The organism is Streptomyces sp. NPDC048278 (genome assembly GCF_040652195.1).
GTDB lineage: Bacteria > Actinomycetota > Actinomycetes > Streptomycetales > Streptomycetaceae > Streptomyces.
Window position 1 is genome coordinate 13,483 of sequence record NZ_JBEZLP010000061.1, and the last position, 24,629, is coordinate 38,111.

Consider the following 24,629-nt stretch of genomic DNA (forward strand, 5'->3'; position numbering starts at 1 on the left):
CATGGCCCGAGGCGCACGACTGCCGGATGTGGGCACGGCCGAACCGAGGCGGGCCGTCTGGGAGGCCGGCCGGATCCTGTACCGGGTGCACTCGCGCAAGCGCGAGGCGGCCGACTTCAACCCCACGCCCCAGGACCACCACTTCGGCGGCGGCCGGTTCGACAGCACACCCAACGACATGTACTCCTACCTGTACGCGGCGCCCCATCCGACGACCGCGCTGGCCGAGAGGCTGCTGCGCGACATCGGCTTCGACGGCACGACCCCCACCCGCGTCCTCCCTCGCAGAGAACTGGAGGGCAAGCGGCTCTCGCAGGTCAGGCTGGCCCGTGACGTGACCCTGCTCTCGCTGCGCACCCTGATCGACCTCAACGCGGTGCAGCAGGATGACGACTGGCTGGTGCGGTCCAAGCCCACGGAATACGCCTTCACCCGTCGCTGGGCGCACTGGCTGCGCGCCGAAGCCCCGTGGGCGCAGGGTTTCCTCTACGGCTCGCGGCTCGCCTTCCCGAAGGTGTCACTGGTGCTGTTCGACCAGTGCGCGCACAGCGACCTGCTGGAGGCCACCGACGAACCCCCGCGCGACCTGGACGAGCCGGACAGCGTGCGGTGGGTCGACAGGCAGCTGAAGCAGTTCCGGGTCAGGGTCGGACCTCCGGACACCGCGGACACCGCGGGCACCGGGGCCTGACGCGGGCGCCACCGGTGCCCGTGCGCGTACCCGCTCGCGCCCGCCATCGGGCGAAAGCCGGGCACCTTCCGGGCTCTTTCCGGGTATTTGAATGAAACCGCGTACCGGCTGCCCGTCCACGTGCATACTTTTCCCTCAGTAACTGCCCGTGCCCGCCACAGCTGTGCCATTCGGCGTGTTCCGAACCGAGCACAACGACGTCCACTCGATTTCCACGCCGGCATCGTTTTCCAGCGCGCAGCCGAACCTTTTCCGCTTTCCCCTCTTTCCTTCTTCGATCACCGAACCGTGTCAGGAACAGGAATGTCTGCATTCTCGAACGTCGAACGTCCCGCCGTTTTTCCGGTCTGCCTCTGCATCGACGTCTCGTACTCGATGACCGGCGCGCCCATGACTGCCGTCAACGAGGCCCTCCCCGAGATCAAGTCGGCCATCAAAGGCGACCCGTCCACCGGCGAGATCGCACGGCTCGCCGTCGTCACCTTCTCCGACCGGGCCGACATCGTGCTGCCCCTCACCGACATCGCGTACGCCGACATGCCCGTGCTGGCCCCGCAGGGCGGTACCAACTTCGACGTGGGACTGCGTACCGCCGGTGACGCACTGCGCGACGGCATCAAGGGCCTCGGCAAGGGCAGCGCCTACCACCAGCCGGTGATCTTCTTCATCAGCGACGGCGAGCACAACGCAGGCGTCGACTGGACCCACACCCAGGGACAGATCACCTCCAAGGACGACAAGTACGGGGCGCAGATCGTCAGCTTCGGCTTCGGTCAGGCGAACCGGGACGCCATCCAGCGGATCTCGACAGGCTTCGCCTTCTTCACCGACGAGAGCGACCCGGGAACCGCCGTCCGTGAGATCCTGCGCACGGTACTCAGGAGCATCCGCACCACCTCCAGCAGCTTCTCCTCGGCCACCGGAGGCGCACTCTCGGTGCCGCTCGACGGCACGAAGCTCACACAGCTCCCGCTCGACCAGCGCACGGTGAACTGAGCGTGCGTGTGTTCAAACGGCGCAGGGGCCGGCACGCGGCCCCGGACGAGCACGATCAGGCAGGTGCCGCACCGGACAGCGCGGCGGCACCGGGTAGCGGACCACCTCATGCCGACGCGACGCACCCGAGCACGGCGGACTCCGACGGAGTTGCGACGACCGCGGCCCGGGTGGTCCCGGACGCCTCCCGACCGGATCCGGCCCCCGGCTCGGGACACCCCGGGCAGGAGCGCGCGGCCACACTCGCGGACACCGGACCCGGCTCGGACGACGTTCCCTCCCCCGCTTCTTCGGGTGGCACGATCGGCATCGACGCCCACTCCCGCCGGTCCGCCGACGAGAACACGGCGCACACCGCGCCTCCGCCCGTAGCCCCGCTGCGCACCCTGCCCACGGACGCCCCGGAGGTAGGAGACCATCTGCAGCCACTTCCGCTCCCGCGGCTCGCACCGCCGACGACCTCGCTGCCCGGACTACGGGCCGACGGCGGGTTGCTGGGGGACCGATGGCTGGGAGCGGCGAGCCTCGTCGGCCAGTCGCACATGAACAGCGGCACCACGGCACAGGACGCCTACCAGTTCGCCCTCTCGGACGACGGCTCGCTGCTGGTCGCGGCCGTCTGCGACGGTCTGGGCTCCCGTCCGCTGACCTCACAGCTCGGCGCGACCGTCCTGGCCGCCGCGCTGTGCGAGACGGCTCGCTCGGTCACCGCCGACGGCCTTGCGGACGACCCTCCCGGCGTGCTGGGCGGCGTGCTCGAAGCGGCCTGCGCGCGGACCTCGCAGTTGCGCGCCGCGGGGATGGCCGGCCTCACGGACAGGGATCTGTCGTGTACGGCCGCCCTGGTACTGCTCCCTGTCGAGGGCACCGGCTGGGCCGCCAGGGTCGGTGACTGCGCGGTGCTGCGGCTGGCCGGAGAGGAGTGGGCGACCGTCTTCGAACGGGACGGAGGACCGGTCAACCGTGTCTCCGCCGCTCTGCCCCATCCGCGTCCCGCGGAGGTCGCCGAGTACGCCTCTCTGGCCGAGGAGAGCCCCGCCGGCTGTCTGATCCTGGCATCGGACGGATTGGCGGAGGACGCGTTCGGCTCACCCGCGGTACGCGCCTGGCTCGCGGACCGCTGGTCGCGGCCCTGCGACGCGGCCGCGATGGCGGACTCGCTGCGCTACCGGCGCCGGGGCTCGCACGACGACCGGACCGCCCTGGTGGTGTGGCCACGGCAGCTGAGGGACGGATGACCGATGACCACCGTCACCAGCAGGCTCGGCCGCAAGTACCAGGTCGAGGCGCTGCCCTTCAACGAGGACGGCGGCCAGGGCCTGCTGTACCACTGCACGGGCGAAGACCGAGTGCCCCGCGTGTACAAGAAGTACAAGGCTCCCGTGTCCGCGTCGTCCGAGATCGACCGGCTGCACCGTCTGGCCATCCTCGGCCGGGAAGCCGTGCACCGCGCCGAGAACGGCACGGGCTCCGCCGTGCCCGGCGGGCTCGCCACCACGGCCGAGTCGTCCATCAACTGGCCCATCGACGTGATCCACGGCAGGAACGGCGACATCACGGGCGTCGTACTCCCTCTCATCCCACAGTCCTTCATGTTCACGCGTGCCGAGGGTGGTTCAGGGGCCCGCACACTCGACTTCCTCTACCTGGCCAGGGCCGAACCACCGCCGCCGGAGGCGCGGGTGCGCCTGGGCGTACTGCTGCGCGTATGCGACATCTTCAAGGAACTGGAGGGCCGCCGACTCACCCACGGGGACCTGTCCGCCAAGAACCTGGTGTGGCGGAAGCAGGACACCCACGCCTACCTCATCGACTGCGACGGACTCACCTCGTGGAACCACCCACCCACACACGGGGTGGCCACACAGGAGTGGACGGATCCACGCCGCATCGCAGGGCTGATCCCCGCGCACGACCGGTTCAGCGACCGGTTCGCGCTCGCCCTGGTGCTCTACCGTGGACTTTTCCTCAACCCGGGCGGCCCTCGCTGGCAAGGGACACATGAGCAGGGGCGGTGGACGAAGCCCTCGGGGTTCCCCGACCGACTGGACCCGTTGCTGCGAAAGATGTTCAGCCGCGCGCTCGACGACCCGTACGCGACGGCCACACGTCCCAGTGCGGCCGACTGGCATCAGGCCGTGCACGCAGCCTTTCTCACGGCCGGCCGGACGCCCTCCTACCGTGACGACGCGCTGTACGCCCTGGACGAATACGCCGACCAGCACCGACAGGCGGTGCAGCAGCCACGCACCGTCCCTCGGCAGGCTCAGGTCACGACCAACGGTTCCCCGGTGCAGACGCCCCGAACCCACCCACAGCCTCGACCTCAGCCGCAGCCGCAGCCGCAGCCGAGGGTGAACACCACCCGGCCCCGACAGGTCGCGCCGCCCCCGACCACCGCCGTACCGCGGGCGCGGACGCAGCCGAGGCCCGCGCCCGCCCGCCGACGTCGCACCACGGCGTGGGTCGCCTTCTCGGCGACGGCCGTGGCGCTCGCAGGCGCCGGGACCTACTACTGGTACACACGCGATTCCGCCGCCCCTGCCACCGTGGTACCGCTCCGTGCCGGGGCATCGTGCCCCGGTTCGGTGGCGGCCCGCATTCCGGGCGGCGACGGGGCGACGGTGCTGCACGCGTACACGACGGAGTTCCACCGCATCGTGCTCTGCCGGACCACCGGCGGAAGGATCTACTACGACGGTACGTGGCTTCACCCCGACGCCAAGCACAAGAAGTCCGACGAGATCACCATCCCCGCCGAGCGGACCGCCGACGGCTACCGGGCACGCAACCTCGGTTTCCTGTACGTCATCAAGAACGGGTGGGTCACTGTCGACCCACCCAAGGGCGCGCCGAAGAAGTACCGCCTCTCCGAAGCCCCTTGAGCGTGCCGCCACCGCGCTTCGCGACCGCCGTCGCCACGCCGACGGCCCTCACTGACGTCGCGCGGCGAGCGCGTCCATCACGGCACCCGCACTGACAGGATTGCGGGTCACCAGATGCACCGACCAGTCGGGGTCACCGGCCAGAGAGATCTCCAGCGCCCCGAGGATCGCCTCCGCACTGCTCCGGGCGGTGAGTCCGCCGCGCCCGGCGCCGAACAGCGGAAGGGCCACGGACCGCAGCGGGAACAGACCGGAATCCCGCTCCTGGCCGGCGAGTTCGAAGACGCGACGGACCGCCTCGGCGACGGCTTCCGGCGCGGTCTCGTAGGTGTTCCCGGTCGCGGACGGAGTGGTGACCGCCGCATGGAAGATCCGCCGCACCCCGCGTCCGGCCAGCGCGCCCGCCGAGGTCACCGCCACCGTGCCGGGTGCCACCGGCAGCCCGGAAGGCACCGACCGTTCGCTCCAGGACCTCAGTTCCCGAGCGATCACGTCGTCCACGATCCGCCCGCCGGCGTCCTTCGTCGCCCCCGCCCTGCGCAGGCTCCCGGAGACGGTGCGACGGAACGTCTTGGACATCTCGAAGTAGATGTTCTCCGACGACACCAGAACGTCGGCGCCCTCGATCAACTCGATGGGGGCAACGTGCACGGTGATCGTCACCTCGCCGTGTGGAAAGGGCGTGTCCACCCGGTGCCGACCGGCCCGCACGACCACGGGCGCCCCGGACGCCCCCGGTGCGGCCTCCGAGAGGAACATCCCGGCGAGCTGGCGGATGAGTAGCTTCTCATGGTGCTTGCGAAAACGGTCGACGCCGACCTCGGCCAGGTCGGCGGCCATGTCACGGCGTGTCTTGCCCGGGAGTGCGCGCGTGCCGGGCAGCAGGCCGAAGGTGATCCGCCCTATCTCACGTTGTCCCGGGTCGAGTCCCTCGACCGCTCGGCGCAGCGCGTCCTCCACCACGGCCGTGTCGACCGCGCCGGTGGACCGGGCGAGCAGTCCGGGCAGCTCGACGAGGGCTGCCTCGTGCAGCCGCAGCAACCCGAGTTCCCGGATCCTGTTCAGTTCCTGACTCAACACATCCAGCGTCGCCTGGTGCCGACGCCGGCCGTCCCCCAGATCCATGGTCCAAAGCATGACGGTACGGCTCACGACCGGCAACAGAGTGCACCGAACCCGCGACCGCGGCCGTACGTGCCGGAGGTTCAGGCAGGGCTCACCACTTGCCCGGTGCGTAGTCCTTCAGGAAGACGCCGTACACGTCCTCGCCCTGCTCGCCGACGACGATCGGGTCGTAGACGCGGGCCGCGCCGTCGACCAGGTCGAGCGGTGCGTGGAAGCCGGCCTCGGCCAGGCGCAGCTTGTCGTAGTGCGGGCGCTCGTCGGTGATCCAGCCGGTGTCGACGGAGGTCATGAGGATGCCGTCGGTCTCGAACATCTCCGTCGCGCTGGTCCGCGTGACCATGTTCATGGCGGCCTTGGCCGCGTTGGTGTTGGGGTGCCCGGCGCCCTTGTAGCCGCGGCTGAAGACGCCCTCCATCGCCGACACGTTGACGACGTACGACCGGCCGCGCGCCGCCTTCTTCGCAGCCGCGGCCATGGCCGGCCGCAGCGCGCTGATCAGGATGAACGGCGACGTGTAGTTGCAGAGCTGGGTCTCCAGGAGCTCGATCGGCGAGATCTGGTCGATGGTCTGCACCCAGGTGTTGGTGTCGACGACGTCGGGGACGAGGCCGCCGGCGTCGATGGCGGTGCCGTCGAGGTGCCGGGCCACGCTGGCGTTGCCCGCGACGAGCGCGAGGTCGGCGACCTGCTGCGCGTCCAGGCCGCTGGTGCCGAGGGGCAGCGCGGCGAGACCGTCCACGGCACCCGAGTTGAAGGCGCCGATGACCTGGTGGGCGGGGAGCTCGCCGGCGGGCAGCGGGGCGCTCTCGCCCTCGACCAGGGCCGCGTACGCGGCGGGCAGCCGGCGTACGGTCTGGGTCGCGTTGTTGATCAGGATGTCGAGCGGGCCCGCCGCGCCGACCTGCTCCGCGAGGGCGACGGCCTGCGCCGGGTCGCGCAGGTCGATGCCGACGACCTCCAGGCGGTGCAGCCAGTCCGCCGAGTCCTCCATCGCCTTGAACCGGCGGATGGCGTCCTTCGGGAAGCGGGTGGTGATCGTCGTGTGGGCGCCGTCGCGCAGCAGCCGCAGCGCGATGTACATGCCGATCTTGGCGCGGCCACCGGTGAGCAGGGCGCGCTTGCCGGTCAGGTCGGCGCGGGCGTCGCGCTTGGCGCGGTTCAGCCGGGCGCAGTCCGGACAGAGCTGGTGGTAGAAGTAGTCGACCTCAACGTAGCGGGTCTTGCAGGTGTAGCAGGAGCGCGGGCGCTGGAGTATCCCCGCGACCCGGCCCTCCTCGGTCCTGGAGGAGGGCAGCAGGCCCTCGGTCTCGTCGTCGATGCGCTCGGCGGAGCCGGTCGCGGTGGCCTCGGTGACCGACTTGTCGTGGGCGGTCTTGGCGGCCCGGCGCTCCTGGCGGCGGCGCTGCTTCACCGTGCGGTAGACGCCGGCCGTGGCCCGGCGCACCGCGATGGCGTCCGGGTGGTCGACCTCCAGCTCGTCCAGTTCGGCGAGCACGCCGAGGCAGACGGCGAGCCGCTCGGGGTCGATGCCGGGGCCGTAGACCACGGCCCCGTCGAGGGCATCGTCGAAGGCCTCGTCGAGGGCCCCGTCCACGGCCTCGTCCACGGCCCGCACCGCGTCCTCGGCCGTCGGGCCGTCCTGTGTCACCGTCATCGCGCTGCCGCTTCCCTGATCCACCAGCGGCGCTCCGACTCGCGCCCGCTTTCGAACAGGGAATTTTACGGAGCCCCGGGCATTACCTCCAAACCCGACCGGATCACGGCTCGCAGACGGCGATCAGCGAGTCCACCTCGTCGGTGACCGCGCGGGCCAGCACGTCGAGGTCGGGGACGGCGCTGGCGTCGGCGACCAGGCCGTAGTGGACGTGGTTGCGGTAGGTGGAGATGGCGACCGCCAGGGACTGGCCGGGGGCCAGCGGGGCCAGCGGGTAGACGGCGGTCAGCGGGTGGCCGCCGAGGCGCAGGCCGACGCCCGGCAGCGGCACGCTGGTGACCAGGATGTCGAACCAGAGCCGGGCGGCCTGGCCGACGAGCGGCCCGCCGAGCCGGTGCCCGAGCGCGGGTACGTGGTCGGCGAGCAGGGCGACGGCACCGGCGCCCCGGTTGGGGCCGGCGTCCTTGTTGCGGACCATCGCCGTGCGGACGCGGTCGAGGCGGGCGATCGGGTCGGGGTTGTCGACCGGGAGCCGTATCAGGTACCCGGAGAGCCGGTTGCCCTGCGGGGCCACGGTGCGCGGGCGGCGCTTGGAGACGGGGATCAGGGCGCGCGGGGCGACGCCCTCGGTGCCGTCGCCGCGCTCGACCAGCCAGCGGCGCAGGGCACCGGCGACGACGGCGATCAGCACGTCGTTGACGGTGCCGCCGACGGCCTTGCGGACGCGGTGCACGTCGTCGATGTCGAGGTCGACACCGGCGATGCTCCGGGTACCGGTCGGCTCGGACTTCAGCGCGGCCGACGAGCTCACCCCGAGGGCGGACAGGGCGACCGAGGCGCCGATGTCGAGGGCCCGGCCCACGTCGGAGAGGGCGCCGCGCACCAGCTCGGGCAGCCTGCGCACGTCGGGCAGCGCCAGCATCGGGCGCGGCGGCTCGATCGAGCGGGGGGCGCGCACCGGCAGGTCGAGCGGGTCCATGACACCGGCGGCCAGCTTGAGGGCGCGCAGCCCGTCGGCGAGGGCGTGGTGGAACTTGAACAGCACCGCGAAGGACACCCCGTCCTCGCCGGGCAGCACATGTGCCTCCCACGGCGGCCGGCCGCGCTCCAGCGGACGCTCCATCAGCCGTCCGGCGACGGTGTGGAAGTCGGCGGTCGGAGCGTGCAGCCGGACGTGGTTCAGGGGGTCGAAGTCGGGGTCGGTCTCGCGGGCCGCGCTGCCGAACGCGAGTGGCTGCCAGACGTCTCTGATGCGCATGCGCAGTCCGGGTACGGCGACGGCCCGGGCCGCGAGCAGGTCGGCGGCGTGCGCGCCGGCGGTCGGCGAGTGCGCCGAGAACACGCCCAGCGCGCCGAGGTGCATCGGGTGTTGCTCCGACTCGATGTTCCAGAACGCCAGATCAAGAGGAGCGAGCAGATCAGCAGTCGCAGTCTTCAAAGGGAATGCCTCGCGTTGACGGAGGGTGGATCAGCAGTCAAACGCCGACTCATTATTACGGTCAAGTACGATCACGCTACGCTCAGTTAACAGCAGATTAAGTCCCGCCTCCTCCGAAAGAGGCGGGACTCATGGGGCACCTGAGATCACTTCAGCGCCGGCGGTCCCGCCTCGGGTGACGTACCCCACTCTGACGGGCGCGGGCCGACCGTGAACGCCAGCGACCGCAGGGAGCGCAGCGCACCGGTCGTCAGGTAGGTACGGCCGTAGTCGCCGCCGTCGGCGCGGGCCCGCTGGATGTACCGGTGGTCGGCGGAGGTCCCCGGCGCGGTCACGGTGAACCCTCCGCTCGGCCAGAAGCGGCGGTCGAGGCGGACGTCGGCCCGGTCGAAGACGGGCGTGGACAGACCCCAGGTGCCGTAGCCGGGCTGCACCGGGAAGAGGCCGAGGGACGACAGGACGTTCCAGGCGGACATGGTGCCGAGGTCGTCGTTGCCGGTCATCCCGGTCGGGCCGTCGGTGAACAGGGTCAGCGCCGCGTGCACCACGTCGGTGGTCTTCCAGGGCTGACCGGTGGAGAGGTAGGTGTACGGGGCGATCAGGTCGGGCTCGTTCATCGGGTTGTAGACGGCCGCGTTGTAGTAGGCGTAGGCGTTGCCGTGCACCCACACCTCGCGGGCGGTCTTCGCCGGGTCGGCGAGCACCTTGTCGTAGGCGAAGAAGGAGTCGAGCCGGGCGTTGGTGGCGCGCTCGCCGCCGATCAGGGAGATCACGCCGGGCAGGTCCTGCGGGACGAGCCACTGGTACTGCCAGGCGGTGCCCTCGTGGAAGCCGATGCCGCGGGCCGGGTCGGGGCTGCCGGTGAAGAGGCCGGCGGCGTCGCGGGCCCGGAAGAAGCCGGTGGAGGGGTCGAAGACGTTGCGGTAGTTCTGCGCCCGGGTGGCGTAGCGGGCCGCGTCCTCGACGTGGCCGAGGTCCCGGGCCATCTGCGCGAGCATCGCGTCGGCGAGCGCGTACTCCAGGGTGACGGAGGCGCCGTGGTCGTAGTCGGAGTCGCCCACCTTGGTGTGCGGGCGGCCCTTGAGGTACGGCGCGAATCCTTCGGCGAGGTACTCGGCGTTGGCCTCGCGGCCGACCCCGGCGTTGGCGGCCGGCGGCACGCCGTCGGCGTTCTTCCTCAGGGCCCGGTAGGCCCGCTCCTCGTGGCCCTTGAGCAGGCCCAGCTGGTAGGCGGTGGTCAGGAAGGGGGTGACCGGGTCGCCGGTCATGATGTTCGTCTCGACCGTGCCGTAGCCCCACTTGGGCAGCCAGCCGCCCTCCTCGTCGACCTTCAGCACCGACAGCGCCATGTCGCGGGCCTCGCGCGGGGCGAGCAGGGCGAGTGCCTGGGCCTGGGTGCGGTACGTGTCCCAGAGCGACCAGTTCTGGTAGTAGGTGAACCCCTGGGCGCGGTGGATCCGGCGGTCCCAGCCGGTGTAGCGGCCGTCGGCGTCGCCGCCGACGTTGGGCGCGAGGAAGGTGCGGTACAGGGACGAATAGAAGGTACGGCGCAGGGTCGGGGAGCCGCCCCGGACCCGGACGCCGCCGAGCCGCCGCTCCCAGGCGTCCCGGGCCTGCCGTCGTACCGAGTCGAACGAACGGCCGCCCTCGGCGCGCAGGTTGACCTCGGCGCCCTGTGCGTCGACGTACGACAGGGCGGTGGTCGCCTCCACCGTACGGTCCCGGGTGGTGTCGAAGCGGACGTAGGCGCCGTCGGCTCCGGTGCGGGAGCCGGGGGTGACCGCGGTGCCGTTCCAGGTGCCGTACGCGGTGAAGGGGCGGCTGAAGCGGGTGACCGTGTAGACGGTGTACGGGGCGGTCTCGCGGCAGAAGCCGTGGCCGGTGATCCGGGTGCGGACGGTGTGGTCGTCGAGGATCTCGACGTCGCTGCTGACCGGCTTGTGCAGCGCCTGGTGGGCGTTGAGCAGGACGTTGGCCTTGCCGGTGGCCGGGAAGGTGTAGCGCTGGACGCCGGTGCGGGCGGTCGCGGTCAGCTCGGCCGTCACGCCCGAGTCGAGGCCGACGCGGTAGTAGCCGGGGCTCGCCGCCTCGTCGGCGTGGTCGAAGCCGGCGGCGTACGTGGCGTAGTCCGTCTGCGTGACGTCGCCGGTGGTGGGCAGCACGGGCAGGTCGCCGCCGATGGCACAGCCGACGCCGGAGAGGTGGACCAGGGAGAAGCCGCGGATCCGGCGCTGGGAGTAGTCGTAGCCGGTGCTGTGCCCGGTGTCCGGGGAGAGCTGCACCATGCCGAAGGGCACGGCCGCGCCGGGGAACGTGTTGCCCTCGTCCTGGCTGCCGATGAACGGGTTCACCAGGTCGGCGAGGGGGCCGTCGGCCGGTTCGGCGGCCCCCGCGGCGGGGGCGGTGAGCAGCGCGGACGCCGTCAGCACGGCGGCGAGGCACAGCCGGCTGCGCCGGAGAGCCGCGGTGGTATGTGACATACCACGGGTCCCTCTCATGTCGGATGACCTCCGAAGTTCGACATTGCTGTCTGCATCGTGAGGGGAGAGGGCACCAAAATCCGGCAAATGAGGGGTTTTCACTCACAGCGCGTCGCGCCCGAGTCGGCGGGCACCCGGGGCGGGGCTAGGAGACCAGCTGTCCCTTTCCGAGGGCGATGACGCCGCCCTTGGAGACGGTGTAGAGCTCGGTGTCGCGGTCCGGGTTGACGCCTATGGTCGCGCCGGGCGGGACCTCGACGTTCTTGTCCAGGACCGCGCCGCGGACCACGGCGCCGCGCCCGATGATGACGTTGTCGTGCAGGACCGACCCCTGGACCACCGCGCCCGGGTCGACGCGCACGCCCGGGGAGAGCACGGACCGGGTGACCTGGCCCCGGATCAGGCAGCCGGCGCTGATGATGGACTCGCTCGCCATGCCGCCGGCGTTGAAGCGGGCCGGGGAGAGCTGGTTGGAGTGGGTGTAGATGGGCCACTGCCGGTTGAAGAGGTTGAAGGCGGGCCGCTCGGCGATCAGGTCCATGTGGGCGTCGTAGTACGCGTCGAGGGTGCCGACGTCCCGCCAGTAGCCGCGGTCGCGGCTGGTCTCGCCGGGGACGTGGTTGGTGCCGAAGTCGTAGAGCTGGGCCTCGCCGCGGGCGGTGAGCTGGGGCAGGATCGAGCCGCCCATGTCGTGCACCGAGTCCTCGTCCTCGGCGTCCCGGTGCAGGGCCTCCACCAGGGTCTTGGTGGTGAAGATGTAGTTGCCCATGGAGGCGAAGACGCAGTCCGGGGCGTCCGGCAGGCCCGGCGGGTCGGCCGGCTTCTCCAGGAAGGTCTCTATCGTCTGCCCGTCCGAGCCCGGGGCGATCACACCGAACGCCGAGGACTCCGCGCGCGGGATGCGGATGCCCGCGACCGTGACCCCTGCGCCGCCCTCGATGTGCTGCTGGAGCATCTGCCGCGGGTCCATGCGGTAGACGTGGTCGGCGCCGAACACCGCGACGTAGTCGGGCTGTTCGTCGTGGATCAGATTGAGGGACTGCAGGATGGCGTCGGCGCTGCCCAGGTACCAGCGCGGGCCGAGCCGCTGCTGCGCCGGGACCGGCGTGACGTAGTTGCCGAGCAGGCTGGACATCCGCCAGGTGGTGGTGATGTGCCGGTCCAGCGAGTGCGACTTGTACTGCGTCAGCACGCAGATGCGCAGCACGTCCGCGTTGACCAGGTTGGACAGCACGAAGTCGACCAGACGGTAGGTACCGCCGAAGGTGACCGCTGGTTTGGCCCGGTCGGCGGTCAGCGGCATCAGGCGTTTGCCCTCCCCGCCGGCCAGCACGATCCCGAGTACCGAAGGCCCACCACGACGCATGGCCGCTCCCCTCACCCTGGTGCTCCATGCCTGCCCTGGGAGCACACCCGCTAAGCCTGCACCGGGATCACGTCGAACAGGCGGCCTGTTCGTTACGCCTGTCGTTACGCCTGCTTGAGGATCTCCTCGTAGAGCCGGACCGTGCGCCGGGCCACGGCGTCCCAGCCGAACTCCCCCACGGCCCGCTCCCGTCCGGCCTCGCCCATCCGACGGGCCGTCTCCCGGTCCCCGACGACCGCGTCCAGCGCCCGCGCGAGGCCCTGCTCGAAGTCGTCGTCCAGATCGACCAGCAGGCCCGTCTTGCCGTCCTCGACGACCTCGGGGATGCCGCCGACCCGGGACGCCACCACGGGCGTGCCACAGGCCATCGCCTCCAGGTTGACGATGCCGAGCGGCTCGTAGACCGAAGGGCAGGCGAACACGGCCGCGTGCGTGAGGAGTTGGATGACGTCGGCGCGGGGCAGCATCTGCGGGATCCAGTGCACGCCCTCGCGGACCCGGCTCAGCTCCGCGAACAGCTCGCGGAACTCCCGGTCGATCTCCGGCGTGTCGGGCGCCCCCGCACAGAGCACGACCTGCGCCGCCGGGTCGATGTCCCGTACCGCGCGCAGCAGATGGGGCACGCCCTTCTGGCGGGTGATCCGGCCGACGAAGAGCACGTAGGGACGGCCGGGGTCGATGCCGACCCTGGCCAGGACGTCGGTGGAGCGGTCCGGGCGGTAGAGGGCCGTGTCGATGCCGTTGTGCACGACGTGGACCTTCGCCGGGTCCAGGGCGGGGTAGCAGTCGAGGATGTCCGCGCGCATCGCCCCGGACACCGCGATCACGCCGTCGGCGGCCTCGATCGCGCTGCGCTCGGCCCAGCTCGACAGGGCGTAGCCGCCGCCGAGTTGCTCGGCCTTCCAGGGCCGCAGCGGCTCCAGTGAGTGGGCGGTCACCACGTGCGGGACGCCGTAGAGCATCTTGGCCACGTGACCGGCCAGGTTGGCGTACCAGGTGTGGGAGTGGACGAGTTCACGGCCTTCGAGGCCCGCGGCCATCGCCAGGTCGACGGAGAAGGTGCGCAGCGCGTCGTTGGCGGTGTCCAGGGCGGACCAGGGGCGGTGCCGGACGACGCCGACCCCGCGGCCCTCGCCCCAGCAGTGCACCTCCAGGTCGACCAGGGGGCGCAACTCCCTGGCGAGGAACTCCACGTGAACACCCGCGCCGCCGTAGACGTCCGGGGGGTACTCCCGGGTCAGCAGTCCGACTCGCACCCGCAACCCCTCGCTCTCCACGGCCGGTTGTTCCATGGTCACCCAGATGCGGCGCGCGGGGAAGAGCGCGGTGGTTGTGTGAAACAACAGTCACCGCAGACGCCGCCGCCCGGTACCCGGTAGTAGAGACAGCAGCTGCGGCGCCGGAAGGCCAGGCCGGTGCGGGTGCCGGTGGGTTTCAGCAGGGGGTGCGCGAAGAGGGCGTCGGCGAGGGCGCGGGTCCGGGCGACCGAATCCGCACAGTCGTTCGCACGCGCCCAGCGGTCCAGCTCCCGCGCGGCACCGGCCAGCGCGGAGCCGGCGTTGCCCCACAGCAGACCGGCCGCGAGACCGTAGCGGTCCCGCAGGGCCGCACCGAGGGGTTCGAGATGGGCGTGCACCACGGCGCGTACGACAGCGTCGGCGAGCACCTCCGGGGCGGCGGGCACCACCGGGTCGACGGGCCCGGTCGGATCGACGGGCGCGGCCGGATCGACGGGCGCGGCCCGGTCGGGGCCGATGCGGGTGCGGGTGCCGGTGCCGTCGGGCAGCGCGCGTACCTCGGTGAGCCAGAGGTCGTCGGGGGCGCCGGCGGCGGGGTCCCAGCGGAGCAGGCCCGGGTCGAGGTCGGGCAGGCGGCCGTAGCGGACGGCGCAGCCCAGGGCCACGGACCAGAGCCGGGCGGCCAGCGCCTGGTGGGCGATGGAGGCGGCGACCCGGGGCTCGGCGGTCCCCAGACGCCCCGAAACGGCCTCGACACGGAAAGTAAGGACATTCCCGTAAACATCCGACGTGAGTTTTTTATAGCCCTTTGCCAGAGTCGCGAGCCGGCCGATCCGCGCCGCGTCGGGACCTCCTACCGCCGGTCGGACCGTGCGCAGCACGAAGAAGCCGCCGAGCGGCCGGAGCGCGGCGAGATCGGGGTCCAGCTCCTCGTACAGGTCCACGAACAGCAGTAGTACCAGGGTTCCCGGGAGCAAGGAGACACGCCGCCTCCACCCGGCGGCCCCCACCCTGGGGATGATCGGGATCCCGCCGTACTCCATCGGTAGTAGGACCCATTAGGTGCTCAGGTACGACGACGGGAAGCACACGGACGGGCAGAGTGTTGCTCATGGAAGCCGACCGATCACCGCGCGGGGCCAAGCGGCACCGCCTGACGCAGAGGAGCCGAACATGAGCGCCCTCGCGTTGTCCGTGTTGCTTTCCTTCGTCTCCGCCGTCGCCTACGCCGGCGGAGCGATCGTGCAGGAACAGGTAGCGGTCTCCTCCCCCGACGAGCAGTACGCGCCGCTGCGCCGCCCGAGCTGGTGGGGGGCGATGGCGCTCAACGGCCTCGGCGGCCTGCTGCACGTCGTGGCACTGGCCTACGGCCCGCTGAGCCTGGTGCAGCCGCTGGGCGCGCTCACCATCGTGTTCGCACTGCCCATGGCGGCCCTGTTCGTCGGCCGCCGGGCCGGGGCGACCGCCTGGCGGGGCGCGATCATGGCGACCGTCGGTCTGGCAGGTCTGCTCTCCCTGGTCGGCTCCTCCGACTCGCACACCCTGGCCTCCGCCGGGCGGATCGGGGTCGCGGTGGTCACCGGCGCGGCGGTCGTGGCGCTGATGATCGCGGGCCGCGCCGCGCACCGGCATCCGGCGGTGCGCAGCGTGCTGCTCGCCGTCGCGTCCGGCATAGCCTTCGGCATGTCCTCGGTGTTCACCAAGGTCGTGGCGATCGACTGGGACGGCGGGATCGCCACCGCCGACCTGCTCTGGCTGTCCGTGATCGGCGCCTACGCGGTCGCGGGCGTCCTGATCTCGCAGGCCGCGTACCGGGGCGGCGGCCTCGCCGCGCCCCTGGCCACGCTGACCGTGGTCAACCCGGTGCTGGCCGCCGCGGTCGGCATCACGATGTTCGGCGAGACGTTCCGCTACGGCGCGACGGGCACCCTGCTGGCACTGGGCTGCGGCGTGGTGGCGGCGGGCGGCCTGATCCTGCTGACGACCGAGCGCATCGAGCGCACCCCGCATCCGGCCCTGCCGGTGCCGGACCCCGCGGTGGCCGGGGTCGACGCGGCGGCCGAGGTGTCGCCCGAGCCGCTGGTCGAGGCGCTGGTGGAACTGGCCGAGGCGGGCCTGGCACACGCGGGTGCGGAGCGCGGCGGTCCGGGTTCGGACCGTGTCGGCTCGGACCGTTTCGGCGCGACGCAGGCGGAGCCGGTGGAGGTGGCCAGGTCGGCGGAGGCCGCCTCACTGGTCGGGATGCCGCAGCAGCGGACCGGTTCCGCGCTGCGGGACGTGGTCCCGGAGGTGCCCGAGGTGCTGCTGCCCGCCGCCGACTACGTGCACGGTCCCTTCCTGGAACGGCACCGTACGCGGATCAAATCCTGACGCCGCCGGCCCGGAGATAGGCGACCGGGTCGATGTCCGAGCCGAAACCGGGCCCCGTCCGCACCTCGAAGTGCAGATGCGGGCCCGTGGCGTTTCCGGTGGAGCCGGAACGGCCGATCCGCTGGCCCGTGGACACGCTCTGCCCGGCCCGCACGGAGATCGCCGACAGGTGGGCGTACTGCGTGTAGCGGCCGTCGGCGTGCCGGATCACCACCTGGTAGCCGTAGGAGCCGCCCCAGCCCGCCGTGACGACCTCCCCGGCCTCGACCGCCTTCACGGAGGTGCCGGTGGGCGCGAGGAAGTCGACGCCGGTGTGGTAGCCCTTCGACCAGTGCGAGCCGGACGCGTGGTAGGGCGTGCCGATCGGGGCGTCGACGGGGGCGACGAGGGTGTGGCCGGTGTGGGTGGCGGACTTCGTCTTCGCGGCCTTCGTCCTGGATTCCGACTTGGGCTCGGTCTTGGGGTGGGCCTTGGTCTTCGTGGCCGGCTTCTTCGCCGCCGGTTCGGTCTTCGTGGCCCGGCCCGTGAGGCTCAGCCGCTGGCCCGGCAGGATCAGGTCGGGGTCGGAGCCGACCGTCGTGCGGTTGGCCGCGTAGAGCCGGTGCCAGCCTCCGGAGACGTCGTGCTCGTCGGCGATCCCGGAGAGCGTGTCGCCGTGCACCACGGTGTACATCTCGGCCCGGCCGGCCCGGGACTGCGGGGTGGTCTGCGGCTGTACGTCCCGTACGGAACTCTTCGTGGCGCTCTTGGCCGAACCCTTCGCAGCGTGGTCCGTCGCGGGGTGGGTGGCGGCGCTCTCCGTGTGCACGTCGGGGGTGTCGCCGCCGCGGGTGAGCCCGGCCCGCACCGAGCAGACCGGCCAGGCGCCGGGGCCCTGGCCGTCGAGGACCTTCTCCGCCACCGCTATCTGCTGGTCCTTGGTGGCGAGGTCGGCGCGTGGCGCGTACCTCGTGCCGCCGTAGGCCTCCCAGGTGGACTGGGTGAACTGGAGGCCGCCGTAGAAGCCGTTGCCGGTGTTGATGCCCCAGTCGCCGCTGGACTCGCAGGCGGCGACCCGGTCCCAGGTGGACACGGAGGCCGCGTCGGCACTTCCGGCGGCGGCGAGCGGGAGCGCGAGGCCGGCACCGCCCGCCGTGACGGTGAGCGAGGCGCGGTTGATCCTGTTCGGCTGGTACCGGCGGTGCCGGCCGTGTTCGGCCATGTCGGAAGTCCCCCTCGCCACGCGCGTCAGGAAGGCCAAAAGTAAGCGTCCCGAACAGGCCATGACAAGACGGCAATCAGCCGCCTCTTCTCCCCGGGTTGTCCCCGGGTACCCGGCCGTCGCGCCCGAACGGGTGCGAGCGGGAGAGGCGTTGACGCACCGTCAGCCGTACGGGTCCGGCAGGGCTCCCTGAATGCGTTTCACGAGGTTACTGAGGCGTCGGGCCGGTGTGGTGCGTATCTGCAAGTGCGGCCGGTCGAACGGCGGGTCAGGATGGCCTTTGGGCAATACTGGCGGGCATGAGCGGCGGCAGCATCCCTTGCACGTTCTACGGGATCGACTTGATTCTTGAGGAGCAGGCGGTATGAGCACTTCGGCGCAGATCGGCGTCACGGGTCTCGCGGTCATGGGCCGCAACCTCGCCCGGAACTTCGCGCGCAACGGCTACACGGTGGCGTTGCACAACCGCACGGTGTCGAAGACACACGAGCTGGTGGAGAACTTCGGGGACGAGGGCGACTTCATCGCGGCCGAGACCGCCAAGGAGTTCGTGGCGGCGCTGGAGCGACCGCGCCGGCTGGTCATCATGGTCAAGGCGGGCGGTCCGACGGACGCGGTGATCGAGGAGTTCGCACCGCTCCTGGAGCCCGGCGACATGATCATCGACGGCGGCAACGCGCACTTCGCGGACACCCGGCGCCGCGAGAAGGCGCTGCGCGAGCAGGGCATCCACTTCGTGGGCATGGGCGTGTCCGGCGGTGAGGAGGGCGCGCTGCACGGGCCGAGCATCATGCCTGGCGGGCCGAAGGAGTCGTACGACTCGCTGGGTCCGATGCTGGAGAAGATCTCGGCGAAGGCGGCCGACGGCGCGCCGTGCGTGACGCACATCGGTCCCGACGGCGCCGGGCACTTCGTGAAGATGGTGCACAACGGCATCGAGTACGCCGACATGCAGCTGATCGGCGAGGCGTACCAGCTGCTGCGCGATGTCGCCGGGTACTCCCCCGCGCAGATCGCGGACATCTTCCGCACGTGGAACACGGGCCGGCTCGACTCGTACCTGATCGAGATCACGGCGGAGGTGCTGGCGCACGTGGACGCCGCGACCGGCAAGCCGTTCGTGGACGTGGTGGTGGACCAGGCGGAGCAGAAGGGCACCGGCCGCTGGACGGTGCAGATCGCGCTCGACCTGGGCGTGCCGGTGTCGGGCATCGCCGAGGCGGTCTTCGCGCGGTCCCTGTCCGGCCACGCCGACCTGCGGGCCGCGTCCCGGGGGCTGGCCGGTCCGAAGCCGACGGCGCTGTCCGAGGCGGAGGCGGCGGCGTTCGCGGACCGGGTGGAGCAGGCGCTGTACGCGTCGAAGATCGTGTCGTACACGCAGGGCTTCCACGAGATCCAGGCGGGCAGCGACGAGTACGACTGGGACATCGACCTCGGGGCGGTGTCCTCGATCTGGCGGGGCGGCTGCATCATCCGGGCGGCGTTCCTGGACCGGATCCGGGCGGCGTACGACGCGCGGGCGGATCTGCCGAGCCTGCTGTCGGACGAGACGTTCGCGCGGGAGATCGCGGCGGCGCAGGACGACTGGCGTGAGGTGATCATCGCCGCGACGCGGGAGGGGGTCGCCGTGCCCGGCTTCTCGGCGGCGCTGGCGTACTACGACGCGTTGCGGGCGGAGCGGTTGCCTGCGGCGCTTACGCAGGGGCAGCGGGACTTCTTCGGGGCGCACACGTACCGGAGGGTGGACCGGGAGGGGTCGTTCCACACGCTGTGGGGCGGGGACCGCTCGGAGGTCACGGCGTAGCGCGCCGGTCGCTTGCGGGTGCGGGTGGGCTGCGGTTTCGCGCAGTTCCCCGCGCCCCTGAGGGGGGTGGGAGTCGGTCCCGGTTCGTTGTCGGGTGCGGGCCGTCGGGGGGATTTGCGCAGTTCCCCGCGCCCCTGAGGGGTGGCGGGGCGGTCCCGGTTGGATGTCGGGTGCGGGCCGTCGGGGGTTTTCGCGCAGTTCCCCGCGCCCCTGAGGGGGTGGGGGTGGGTCAGGTCAGGGGTGGGCCTGGGGATGGGGTGGGGTTTGGGTCTGGGGGGATGGGGGGTGGGGTGGGGGGTGTCGGGGGCTGGGGTGGTGGGGTTGGTTCGGGGGCTGGGGGTGGTTGGGGGGTGGGGACCGGGCTCGGGTAGGGGTCCGGAGGGTGGGGGGCTGGGGGTGGGTTCGTCATGGTGTTCTCCGGCCAGTGGCTCGATGTCACCTCTGGGGTCTACTGCCCCACGTACCCGAGCGGCGCGCGCGCACTCCTCGCCGCCGCCGCGAGGCCCGGGCGCGGACTGGACAGGACGGGGACCGTCGTGGTCGTGAACGTCGCGGCCGAGGTCATGGAGGCCTGCGCCAGGACGATCACGTCGGCGTCGGTCACGGCGTCCGCCGCGGCTGCCACCAGGCGGGCGCATCCCTCGATGTCACCGGCCTCGAAGCGGGTCCAGGCGTCCGGTACGACCCGGGCGCGGACGTGGACCGGGCGGTCCGCGCGGCGCGCCTCGTCGTCGAGCAGGGCCAGGGTGGGCGGCAGGGTGCTCTCGACCGTCGCCAGGACGGCGACACGGGGGCCTGTGGCGACCGCCGCGGCGGCCATGGGGCGGTCGCCGCGAATCACCGGTACGCCGAGCTCGGCGGCGGCCCGCTCCGCGACCTCGCCGATCGTCGAGCAGGTGCAGAGCACGGCCCGTACGTCGGCGTTCACCGCCCGGCGGAGGGCCGCGGCGACATCTGCCGTGACCGCTTCGGGGCCCTCTCGGCGGGCCCGGGCCAGGAGGTCCGGGTCCACGGAGTGGCGTAGCTCCAGGCCCGGGTGGTGCTCGTCCCGCAGGGCGTCGAAGACGGGGACGTGAAGGGGTGAGGTGTGGAGGAGGGCGAGCACGTGCGGGCCCTCAGAAGCGGCCGGGGTGGGCGACCAGCCACTCCTTCGCGGCGCGCAGCAGCTCGGGGTCCGGCGTCGGCGCCACGTCGGGGTGGCGCTCGGCCCACCTGACGACGTACGGGCAGAGCGGTGCCACCGGGGTCTCCTCCCGCTCGGAGATCGCGTACAGCTCACGGGCGAGGGAGCCCGCGATGCCCTTCCCCTCGTGCTCCGGCTCCACGATGGTGTGGACGGGCACGAGGGCCCGGGAGGGCGACTCCAGGACGAAGTACTCGATGTGGCCGACGACTTCGTCGCCGGTGACCGCCTCAAGGCGGCCGGCCGCACGGTCGTCGCGGATCTCGATGTCGCTCATGTCGCCCTCCTGGTCCTCCGGTCAGGCCGACACGGCCTGCGGGCTGCGCTCCTGGTCCGAGCCCGGTACCGGCTCGGACGGGTCGGCGCCGAGGGCCACGACCCGGTTGTCGTGGTCGACGTGCACGACCCGCGGCCGAAGCGTACGCGCCTCGGCGTCGGTGACCTGAGCGTAGCTGATGATGATCACCAGGTCTCCGGGGTGCACGAGGTGGGCCGCCGCCCCGTTGATCCCGACGACCCCGGAGCCCCGCTCGCCCTCGATGACGTACGTCTCCAGCCGGGCGCCGTTGGTGATGTCGACGATGTGGACCAGTTCGCCGGGCAGCAGGTCCGCGGCGTCGAGGAGGTCGGCGTCGATGGTCACGGATCCCACGTAGTGCAGGTCGGCCTGGGTGACGGTGGCGCGATGGATCTTGGACTTGAACATGGTGCGCAGCATTGGGGCACTCCCACAAGTAGGCTCCCTGCCTGCGATTTTGCAGGTCAAGGGCTGTTTCGACACCCTACCGCCCACCACGACGACAGCCCAGGCCTACGCGGCACTTCCCGAACGGCGTCCGTGATCACCGCCACTCGGGCCCCGACGGTGCGCCGGCGGGGACGCGGGGCTTCGAGCGCGCGGAGCCGTACCGGCGGCTGAACGACGGCCGGCCGTATCCCGGCGAAGCGGCGGCGCTCAGCGCGTGGCCGGTGCGCCGGCTCGTTCGCGCCGCAGCCGACGCGTCACCACGACCAGGTCGGTCAGGGCGAGAAGTGCGAGCACTCCGCACACCACCGCGAGGACGGTCAACGGCCCTCGCCCGGGGCTCTCTCCCGGGTGGGACCCGGCCGCCCACACCGCGAAGTACACGGTCGCCGCGACGAAGACCGGGGCGAATACGGCCGACAGCAGCAGGCGCAGCCGGAGCGGGCTTCGTACCATGGCGGGTTCCGTACCGGTCCGGGGCGAGCGGCGGCCGATCGTTCCCGAGCCCCTTCTCGTTGCAGGGCCCCCGGGCCCACCCTGGTTCGTTGCGCTCATGACGTGGTCCTTCGGCGTTCGACCAGCCGTCTTCGGCCTCCTGCACCCTGCGTACCCGTGTCCTCCCGGCTGATGCGGCGGAGTACGCGGCACGACGTACGGCTCTCCCCGCTCCAGAGCCCACGCCCGGGGGCGGTCACGCCGGCGGCGCGGTCGCGGTGCCTTACGGGTCCGCGCGGTCTCCGCCGGGGCAGGCGTCCGTGACGGGGAACAGGTCCGTGGTGCCGCTGATCTCCAGGAGCCGGCTGACGGGGGCGCGCAGGGGGCCGACCAGCACCAGGGATCTGCCGTCGGCCTGGTGGCGGTGGCGGGCCCGGATCAGTGCGTTGAGGAGCATGCTGTCGGCGAAGGTGACCCCGGTGAGGTCCACCGCCGTGACCGGCATCGCCGCCCGGTCGGCCGCCTCCCAGGCGCGCGCGAAGTCGCCGGCGTCGTCATGGTCGACCTCGCCCCGCACGGTGAGCACGAAGATCTGCTCGCGGCGGTCGATGAGCACACTCAGGTCGGGAGCCGGGTGCATGGCGCCATCCTCACGTCGCCGCCCCCTGGGGGACGGGTGGGGCCGGACCGGAAGGCCGGGCCGCTTCCCCCGGGAGTCGCCCCGGACAGGGCGACGATCGTCATGCGGTCCCGCTCTGCGGGTACACGGATGACTGCCGGGTCCTCCTGAGGGCGAGCACGACCGCGCGGAGGCGGTGGGTGCAGGGGCGTGGCGGCGACCGCGGAAAGGCGGCCGTCGTGAACACCCCGCGCACGCGTCACCTGCCGGGACGTGCGTCCGATCACTCGTGGGTCTCCGGCGTTCGGGACGTACCGCATGGTCGCTCCGGATCGTGCCGAGGGGAGGTGGCCGAAAGGTGTGAGGAGAATGCGAAAAACAGTTGCCGTTTGACAACAATAGCCATGAGGCAACAGAGTAGCCGCGTCGGACGTACACGGGGAAGGACCTGGAATGATCCGGTGGACGGAGACCGCTCCGGGCACCGCCCGCCATCGCCGTGAAGCGGTGGTGGCACCGGTGCCGTGAAGGTTCCTCAGGCGGTCCGGCTGTCGGAGTCCGGAGCCTCACCGTGTGTCTGCGTGGCCGCGGTGGCGCAGAACGCCTCCAGGCCCTCCAGCAGGGCGACCCGCTTGGCCGCGGGCATGTCCGCCAGCACCTTCTGCAACTCGCTCTCCCGGCGGGCGCGCAGATCGGCGAGGAAGAAGCGCCCCCGGGCGCTGAGATGGAGCCGAACCTCGCGCCGGTCCTCCGGGCTCACCACGCGCTCGACGAACCCCGCGGCCTGCAGCCGGTCACAGAGCCGGCTCGTCGACGGCGGGGTGGAGGCGAGGAACTCGGCGAGAGTGCGCAGGTTGATGCCGTCGTGGTGTTCGAGGATGTGCAGCACGCGCAGCTGGGAGGCCGAGGTGGGCGCGGTCGAGGCCCGCCCCCAGACAACCTCCAGCAGCTCGACGGCCCGTGTGGTCACGCGTGCGACCTCTTCGGGCTCCGGGCGGCGGCGGAAGGCAGTCACGGTCACACTCTCGCAGGCACTGGGGCGCCTCTCAGCCTACTAGCAGCCGCCACCGGCCACAGACACCTCGGGACGACAGATGCGGCTCCTCGCGGAGCCCGGCGCTGCCGGGCCCGCACGTTGTCAGGAGAAAGAATGGTGCACCTCTCATCGTGAACAGATTCAAAACCGCTGAACGCGCACTGCGCACGGCGGCTCCCCACGAACTGCTGGACGCCGTCCGCGTCGTGCTGACCGAGCGATACGGCGCGGCGGACGTCGAGCTGCTCATGGCCGACTACAGCCTGACGGTGCTTCAGCCGGTGTCGGGGGCGCCGCACAACCTGGAGCCGCTCCCGGTGCACGGCAGCCCGGCCGGCCGGGCCTTCGGCTCCCAGGCACCCTACTGCGAGGACGGCCGGGGCCGGCCGGCCCGGATCCATCTGCCGGTGAGCGTGCGCGGCGACCGGCTCGGCGTGCTGTCCGTGACGCTGCGCGACGGCGAGACGGCGTCCGGCTGCGTCCCGGAGCTCGCCGAGATCGCCGACGCGCTGGCGCACGAGGTGGTCGTGGCCGAGCGCGACACGGACCTGTACCTCCAGGCCCGGCGCAAGGACCGGCTCACCCTGGCCGCGGAGATGCAGTGGCACCTGCTGCCCGGCCGCTCCTGCTCGCGGCCCGAGTACGACCTGGCCTGCCAGCTGGAACCGGCCTACGCCGTCTTCGGGGACAACTTCGACTGGTCCGCCACGTCCGACCGGCTCATGCTGTACGTCACGAACGGCATGGGCGAGGGCATAGAGGCGGCCCTGCTGACCAACCTCGCCGTCAACGCCCTGCGCAACGCGCGGCGCGCCGGAATCGCCATCGAGGACCAGGCGGCCCTGGCCGACCAGGCCGTCTACGCCCACTACCGGGGCCGCCGGTACCTGTCCGTCCTGATGCTGGACTTCGACCTGGCGACCGGCCGGGCCCGCGTGGTGGACGCCGGCTCCCCCCAGCTGCTGCGGCTGCGGGCCGGCGCGGTCGAGCGCGTGCCCTTCGAGGCCCAGCTGCCTCTGGGCATGTTCGAGGAGACGGACTACGTGACGCAGGACTTCGCCGTCGAGCCGGGAGACCGGCTCATCTTCGTCAGCGACGGCGTCCACGCGGTGCACTCGCCCAAGGGCGAGACGTACGGAGAGCGGGCGCTCGCCCGGGCCATCCAGTCCACGCGGCTGCTGCCCGCCGCCGAGGTGCCGCGCGCCGTTCTGCGCGAACTGGCGGGTCATCGCGGCGATGCCGTCCTGGCGGACGACGACGCGTTGGTCGTGTGCCTGGACTGGCGAGGGCGGAAGCCGTCGTGACGTGGGCGGGCCCGCCCCCGCCCACGCGGCGGGCCCGTCCCCGCTCCCGCCGCGTGGGC

General features: G+C 71.9%; 21 protein-coding genes. 7 read left to right on the forward strand and 14 right to left on the reverse strand.

Going from position 1 to position 24,629, the window contains the following annotated elements:
* Nucleotide 1 precedes the first annotated feature (1 nt).
* The 4 genes from AB0D74_RS48565 to AB0D74_RS48580 all read left to right on the forward strand — a co-directional run bounded on the left by AB0D74_RS48565 (nucleotide 2) and on the right by AB0D74_RS48580 (nucleotide 4,572).
* The gene (locus AB0D74_RS48565; RefSeq protein ID WP_362602442.1) at nucleotides 2–691 is read left to right on the forward strand and encodes an RES family NAD+ phosphorylase; all 690 of its coding nucleotides are present in this window, start codon (nucleotides 2–4) and stop codon (nucleotides 689–691) included.
* 303 nt (nucleotides 692–994) lie between these two features.
* Entirely contained in the window at nucleotides 995–1,687 is a 693-nt protein-coding gene (locus AB0D74_RS48570) for a VWA domain-containing protein (protein WP_362602445.1), read from the forward strand.
* 2 nt (nucleotides 1,688–1,689) lie between these two features.
* Complete coding sequence (locus AB0D74_RS48575; RefSeq protein ID WP_362602448.1) at nucleotides 1,690–2,925, forward strand: protein phosphatase 2C domain-containing protein; 1,236 nt, start codon at nucleotides 1,690–1,692, stop codon at nucleotides 2,923–2,925.
* 3 nt (nucleotides 2,926–2,928) lie between these two features.
* The gene (locus tag AB0D74_RS48580; RefSeq protein ID WP_362602451.1) at nucleotides 2,929–4,572 is read left to right on the forward strand and encodes a hypothetical protein; all 1,644 of its coding nucleotides are present in this window, start codon (nucleotides 2,929–2,931) and stop codon (nucleotides 4,570–4,572) included.
* Between the two features lie 48 nt (nucleotides 4,573–4,620).
* Here the strand turns inward: AB0D74_RS48580 and AB0D74_RS48585 are convergent, their stop codons facing one another.
* The 7 genes from AB0D74_RS48585 to AB0D74_RS48615 form a co-directional block, all read right to left on the reverse strand.
* On the reverse strand, nucleotides 4,621–5,649 hold the full coding sequence (locus AB0D74_RS48585) for a macro domain-containing protein (protein ID WP_362602454.1): 1,029 nt from the start codon (nucleotides 5,647–5,649) through the stop codon (nucleotides 4,621–4,623).
* Nucleotides 5,650–5,788: 139 nt separating this feature from the next.
* Nucleotides 5,789–7,351 carry an SDR family NAD(P)-dependent oxidoreductase gene (locus AB0D74_RS48590; protein WP_362602457.1) on the reverse strand — a complete coding sequence of 521 codons (1,563 nt, stop codon included), beginning with the start codon at nucleotides 7,349–7,351 and terminating at the stop codon, nucleotides 5,789–5,791.
* Between the two features lie 103 nt (nucleotides 7,352–7,454).
* Nucleotides 7,455–8,714 (reverse strand): wax ester/triacylglycerol synthase family O-acyltransferase, encoded by a 1,260-nt coding sequence (locus AB0D74_RS48595; protein ID WP_362602495.1) that lies wholly within the window; start codon nucleotides 8,712–8,714, stop codon nucleotides 7,455–7,457.
* A gap of 221 nt (nucleotides 8,715–8,935) precedes the next feature.
* On the reverse strand, nucleotides 8,936–11,269 hold the full coding sequence (locus AB0D74_RS48600) for a GH92 family glycosyl hydrolase (protein WP_362602460.1): 2,334 nt from the start codon (nucleotides 11,267–11,269) through the stop codon (nucleotides 8,936–8,938).
* Between the two features lie 145 nt (nucleotides 11,270–11,414).
* Nucleotides 11,415–12,635 carry a glucose-1-phosphate adenylyltransferase gene (gene glgC / locus AB0D74_RS48605; protein ID WP_362602463.1) on the reverse strand — a complete coding sequence of 407 codons (1,221 nt, stop codon included), beginning with the start codon at nucleotides 12,633–12,635 and terminating at the stop codon, nucleotides 11,415–11,417.
* 104 nt (nucleotides 12,636–12,739) lie between these two features.
* Nucleotides 12,740–13,891 (reverse strand): glycogen synthase, encoded by a 1,152-nt coding sequence (glgA, locus tag AB0D74_RS48610; RefSeq protein ID WP_362602498.1) that lies wholly within the window; start codon nucleotides 13,889–13,891, stop codon nucleotides 12,740–12,742.
* 38 nt (nucleotides 13,892–13,929) lie between these two features.
* Nucleotides 13,930–14,835, reverse strand: coding sequence for a (2Fe-2S)-binding protein (locus AB0D74_RS48615; protein ID WP_362602501.1), 906 nt, complete (start codon nucleotides 14,833–14,835; stop codon nucleotides 13,930–13,932).
* A 211-nt stretch (nucleotides 14,836–15,046) separates the two neighbouring features.
* Here AB0D74_RS48615 and AB0D74_RS48620 point away from each other — a divergent pair, with 211 nt between their 5' ends.
* Complete coding sequence (locus AB0D74_RS48620; RefSeq protein WP_362602466.1) at nucleotides 15,047–16,243, forward strand: DMT family transporter; 1,197 nt, start codon at nucleotides 15,047–15,049, stop codon at nucleotides 16,241–16,243.
* Here AB0D74_RS48620 and AB0D74_RS48625 read toward each other — a convergent pair.
* Nucleotides 16,233–17,444 (reverse strand): transglycosylase family protein, encoded by a 1,212-nt coding sequence (locus AB0D74_RS48625; RefSeq protein WP_362602469.1) that lies wholly within the window; start codon nucleotides 17,442–17,444, stop codon nucleotides 16,233–16,235. The two genes, AB0D74_RS48620 and AB0D74_RS48625, sit on opposite strands and share 11 nt — an antisense overlap.
* A 364-nt stretch (nucleotides 17,445–17,808) precedes the next feature.
* Here AB0D74_RS48625 and gndA point away from each other — a divergent pair, with 364 nt between their 5' ends.
* Complete coding sequence (gndA, locus tag AB0D74_RS48630; protein ID WP_362602472.1) at nucleotides 17,809–19,248, forward strand: NADP-dependent phosphogluconate dehydrogenase; 1,440 nt, start codon at nucleotides 17,809–17,811, stop codon at nucleotides 19,246–19,248.
* A gap of 448 nt (nucleotides 19,249–19,696) precedes the next feature.
* Here gndA and AB0D74_RS48635 read toward each other — a convergent pair whose 3' ends face one another.
* The 6 genes from AB0D74_RS48635 to AB0D74_RS48660 all read right to left on the reverse strand — a co-directional run bounded on the left by AB0D74_RS48635 (nucleotide 19,697) and on the right by AB0D74_RS48660 (nucleotide 23,251).
* Entirely contained in the window at nucleotides 19,697–20,353 is a 657-nt protein-coding gene (locus AB0D74_RS48635) for an aspartate/glutamate racemase family protein (RefSeq protein ID WP_362602475.1), read from the reverse strand.
* 10 nt (nucleotides 20,354–20,363) lie between these two features.
* A complete protein-coding gene (locus AB0D74_RS48640; RefSeq protein WP_350787880.1) occupies nucleotides 20,364–20,708 on the reverse strand; it encodes a GNAT family N-acetyltransferase in 345 nt (114 codons plus the stop codon).
* 21 nt (nucleotides 20,709–20,729) lie between these two features.
* On the reverse strand, nucleotides 20,730–21,149 hold the full coding sequence (gene panD, locus AB0D74_RS48645) for an aspartate 1-decarboxylase (RefSeq protein WP_362602480.1): 420 nt from the start codon (nucleotides 21,147–21,149) through the stop codon (nucleotides 20,730–20,732).
* A 237-nt stretch (nucleotides 21,150–21,386) separates the two neighbouring features.
* Nucleotides 21,387–21,731 (reverse strand): DUF6343 family protein, encoded by a 345-nt coding sequence (locus tag AB0D74_RS48650; protein WP_362602483.1) that lies wholly within the window; start codon nucleotides 21,729–21,731, stop codon nucleotides 21,387–21,389.
* 163 nt (nucleotides 21,732–21,894) lie between these two features.
* Nucleotides 21,895–22,251 carry an STAS domain-containing protein gene (locus AB0D74_RS48655; RefSeq protein ID WP_362602486.1) on the reverse strand — a complete coding sequence of 119 codons (357 nt, stop codon included), beginning with the start codon at nucleotides 22,249–22,251 and terminating at the stop codon, nucleotides 21,895–21,897.
* Nucleotides 22,252–22,765: 514 nt separating this feature from the next.
* Entirely contained in the window at nucleotides 22,766–23,251 is a 486-nt protein-coding gene (locus tag AB0D74_RS48660; RefSeq protein WP_362602489.1) for a MarR family transcriptional regulator, read from the reverse strand.
* A 146-nt stretch (nucleotides 23,252–23,397) separates the two neighbouring features.
* On the opposite strand from AB0D74_RS48660, the gene AB0D74_RS48665 reads away from it, so the two are divergent.
* Complete coding sequence (locus AB0D74_RS48665; RefSeq protein WP_362602492.1) at nucleotides 23,398–24,570, forward strand: PP2C family protein-serine/threonine phosphatase; 1,173 nt, start codon at nucleotides 23,398–23,400, stop codon at nucleotides 24,568–24,570.
* Nucleotides 24,571–24,629: the final 59 nt, after the last annotated feature.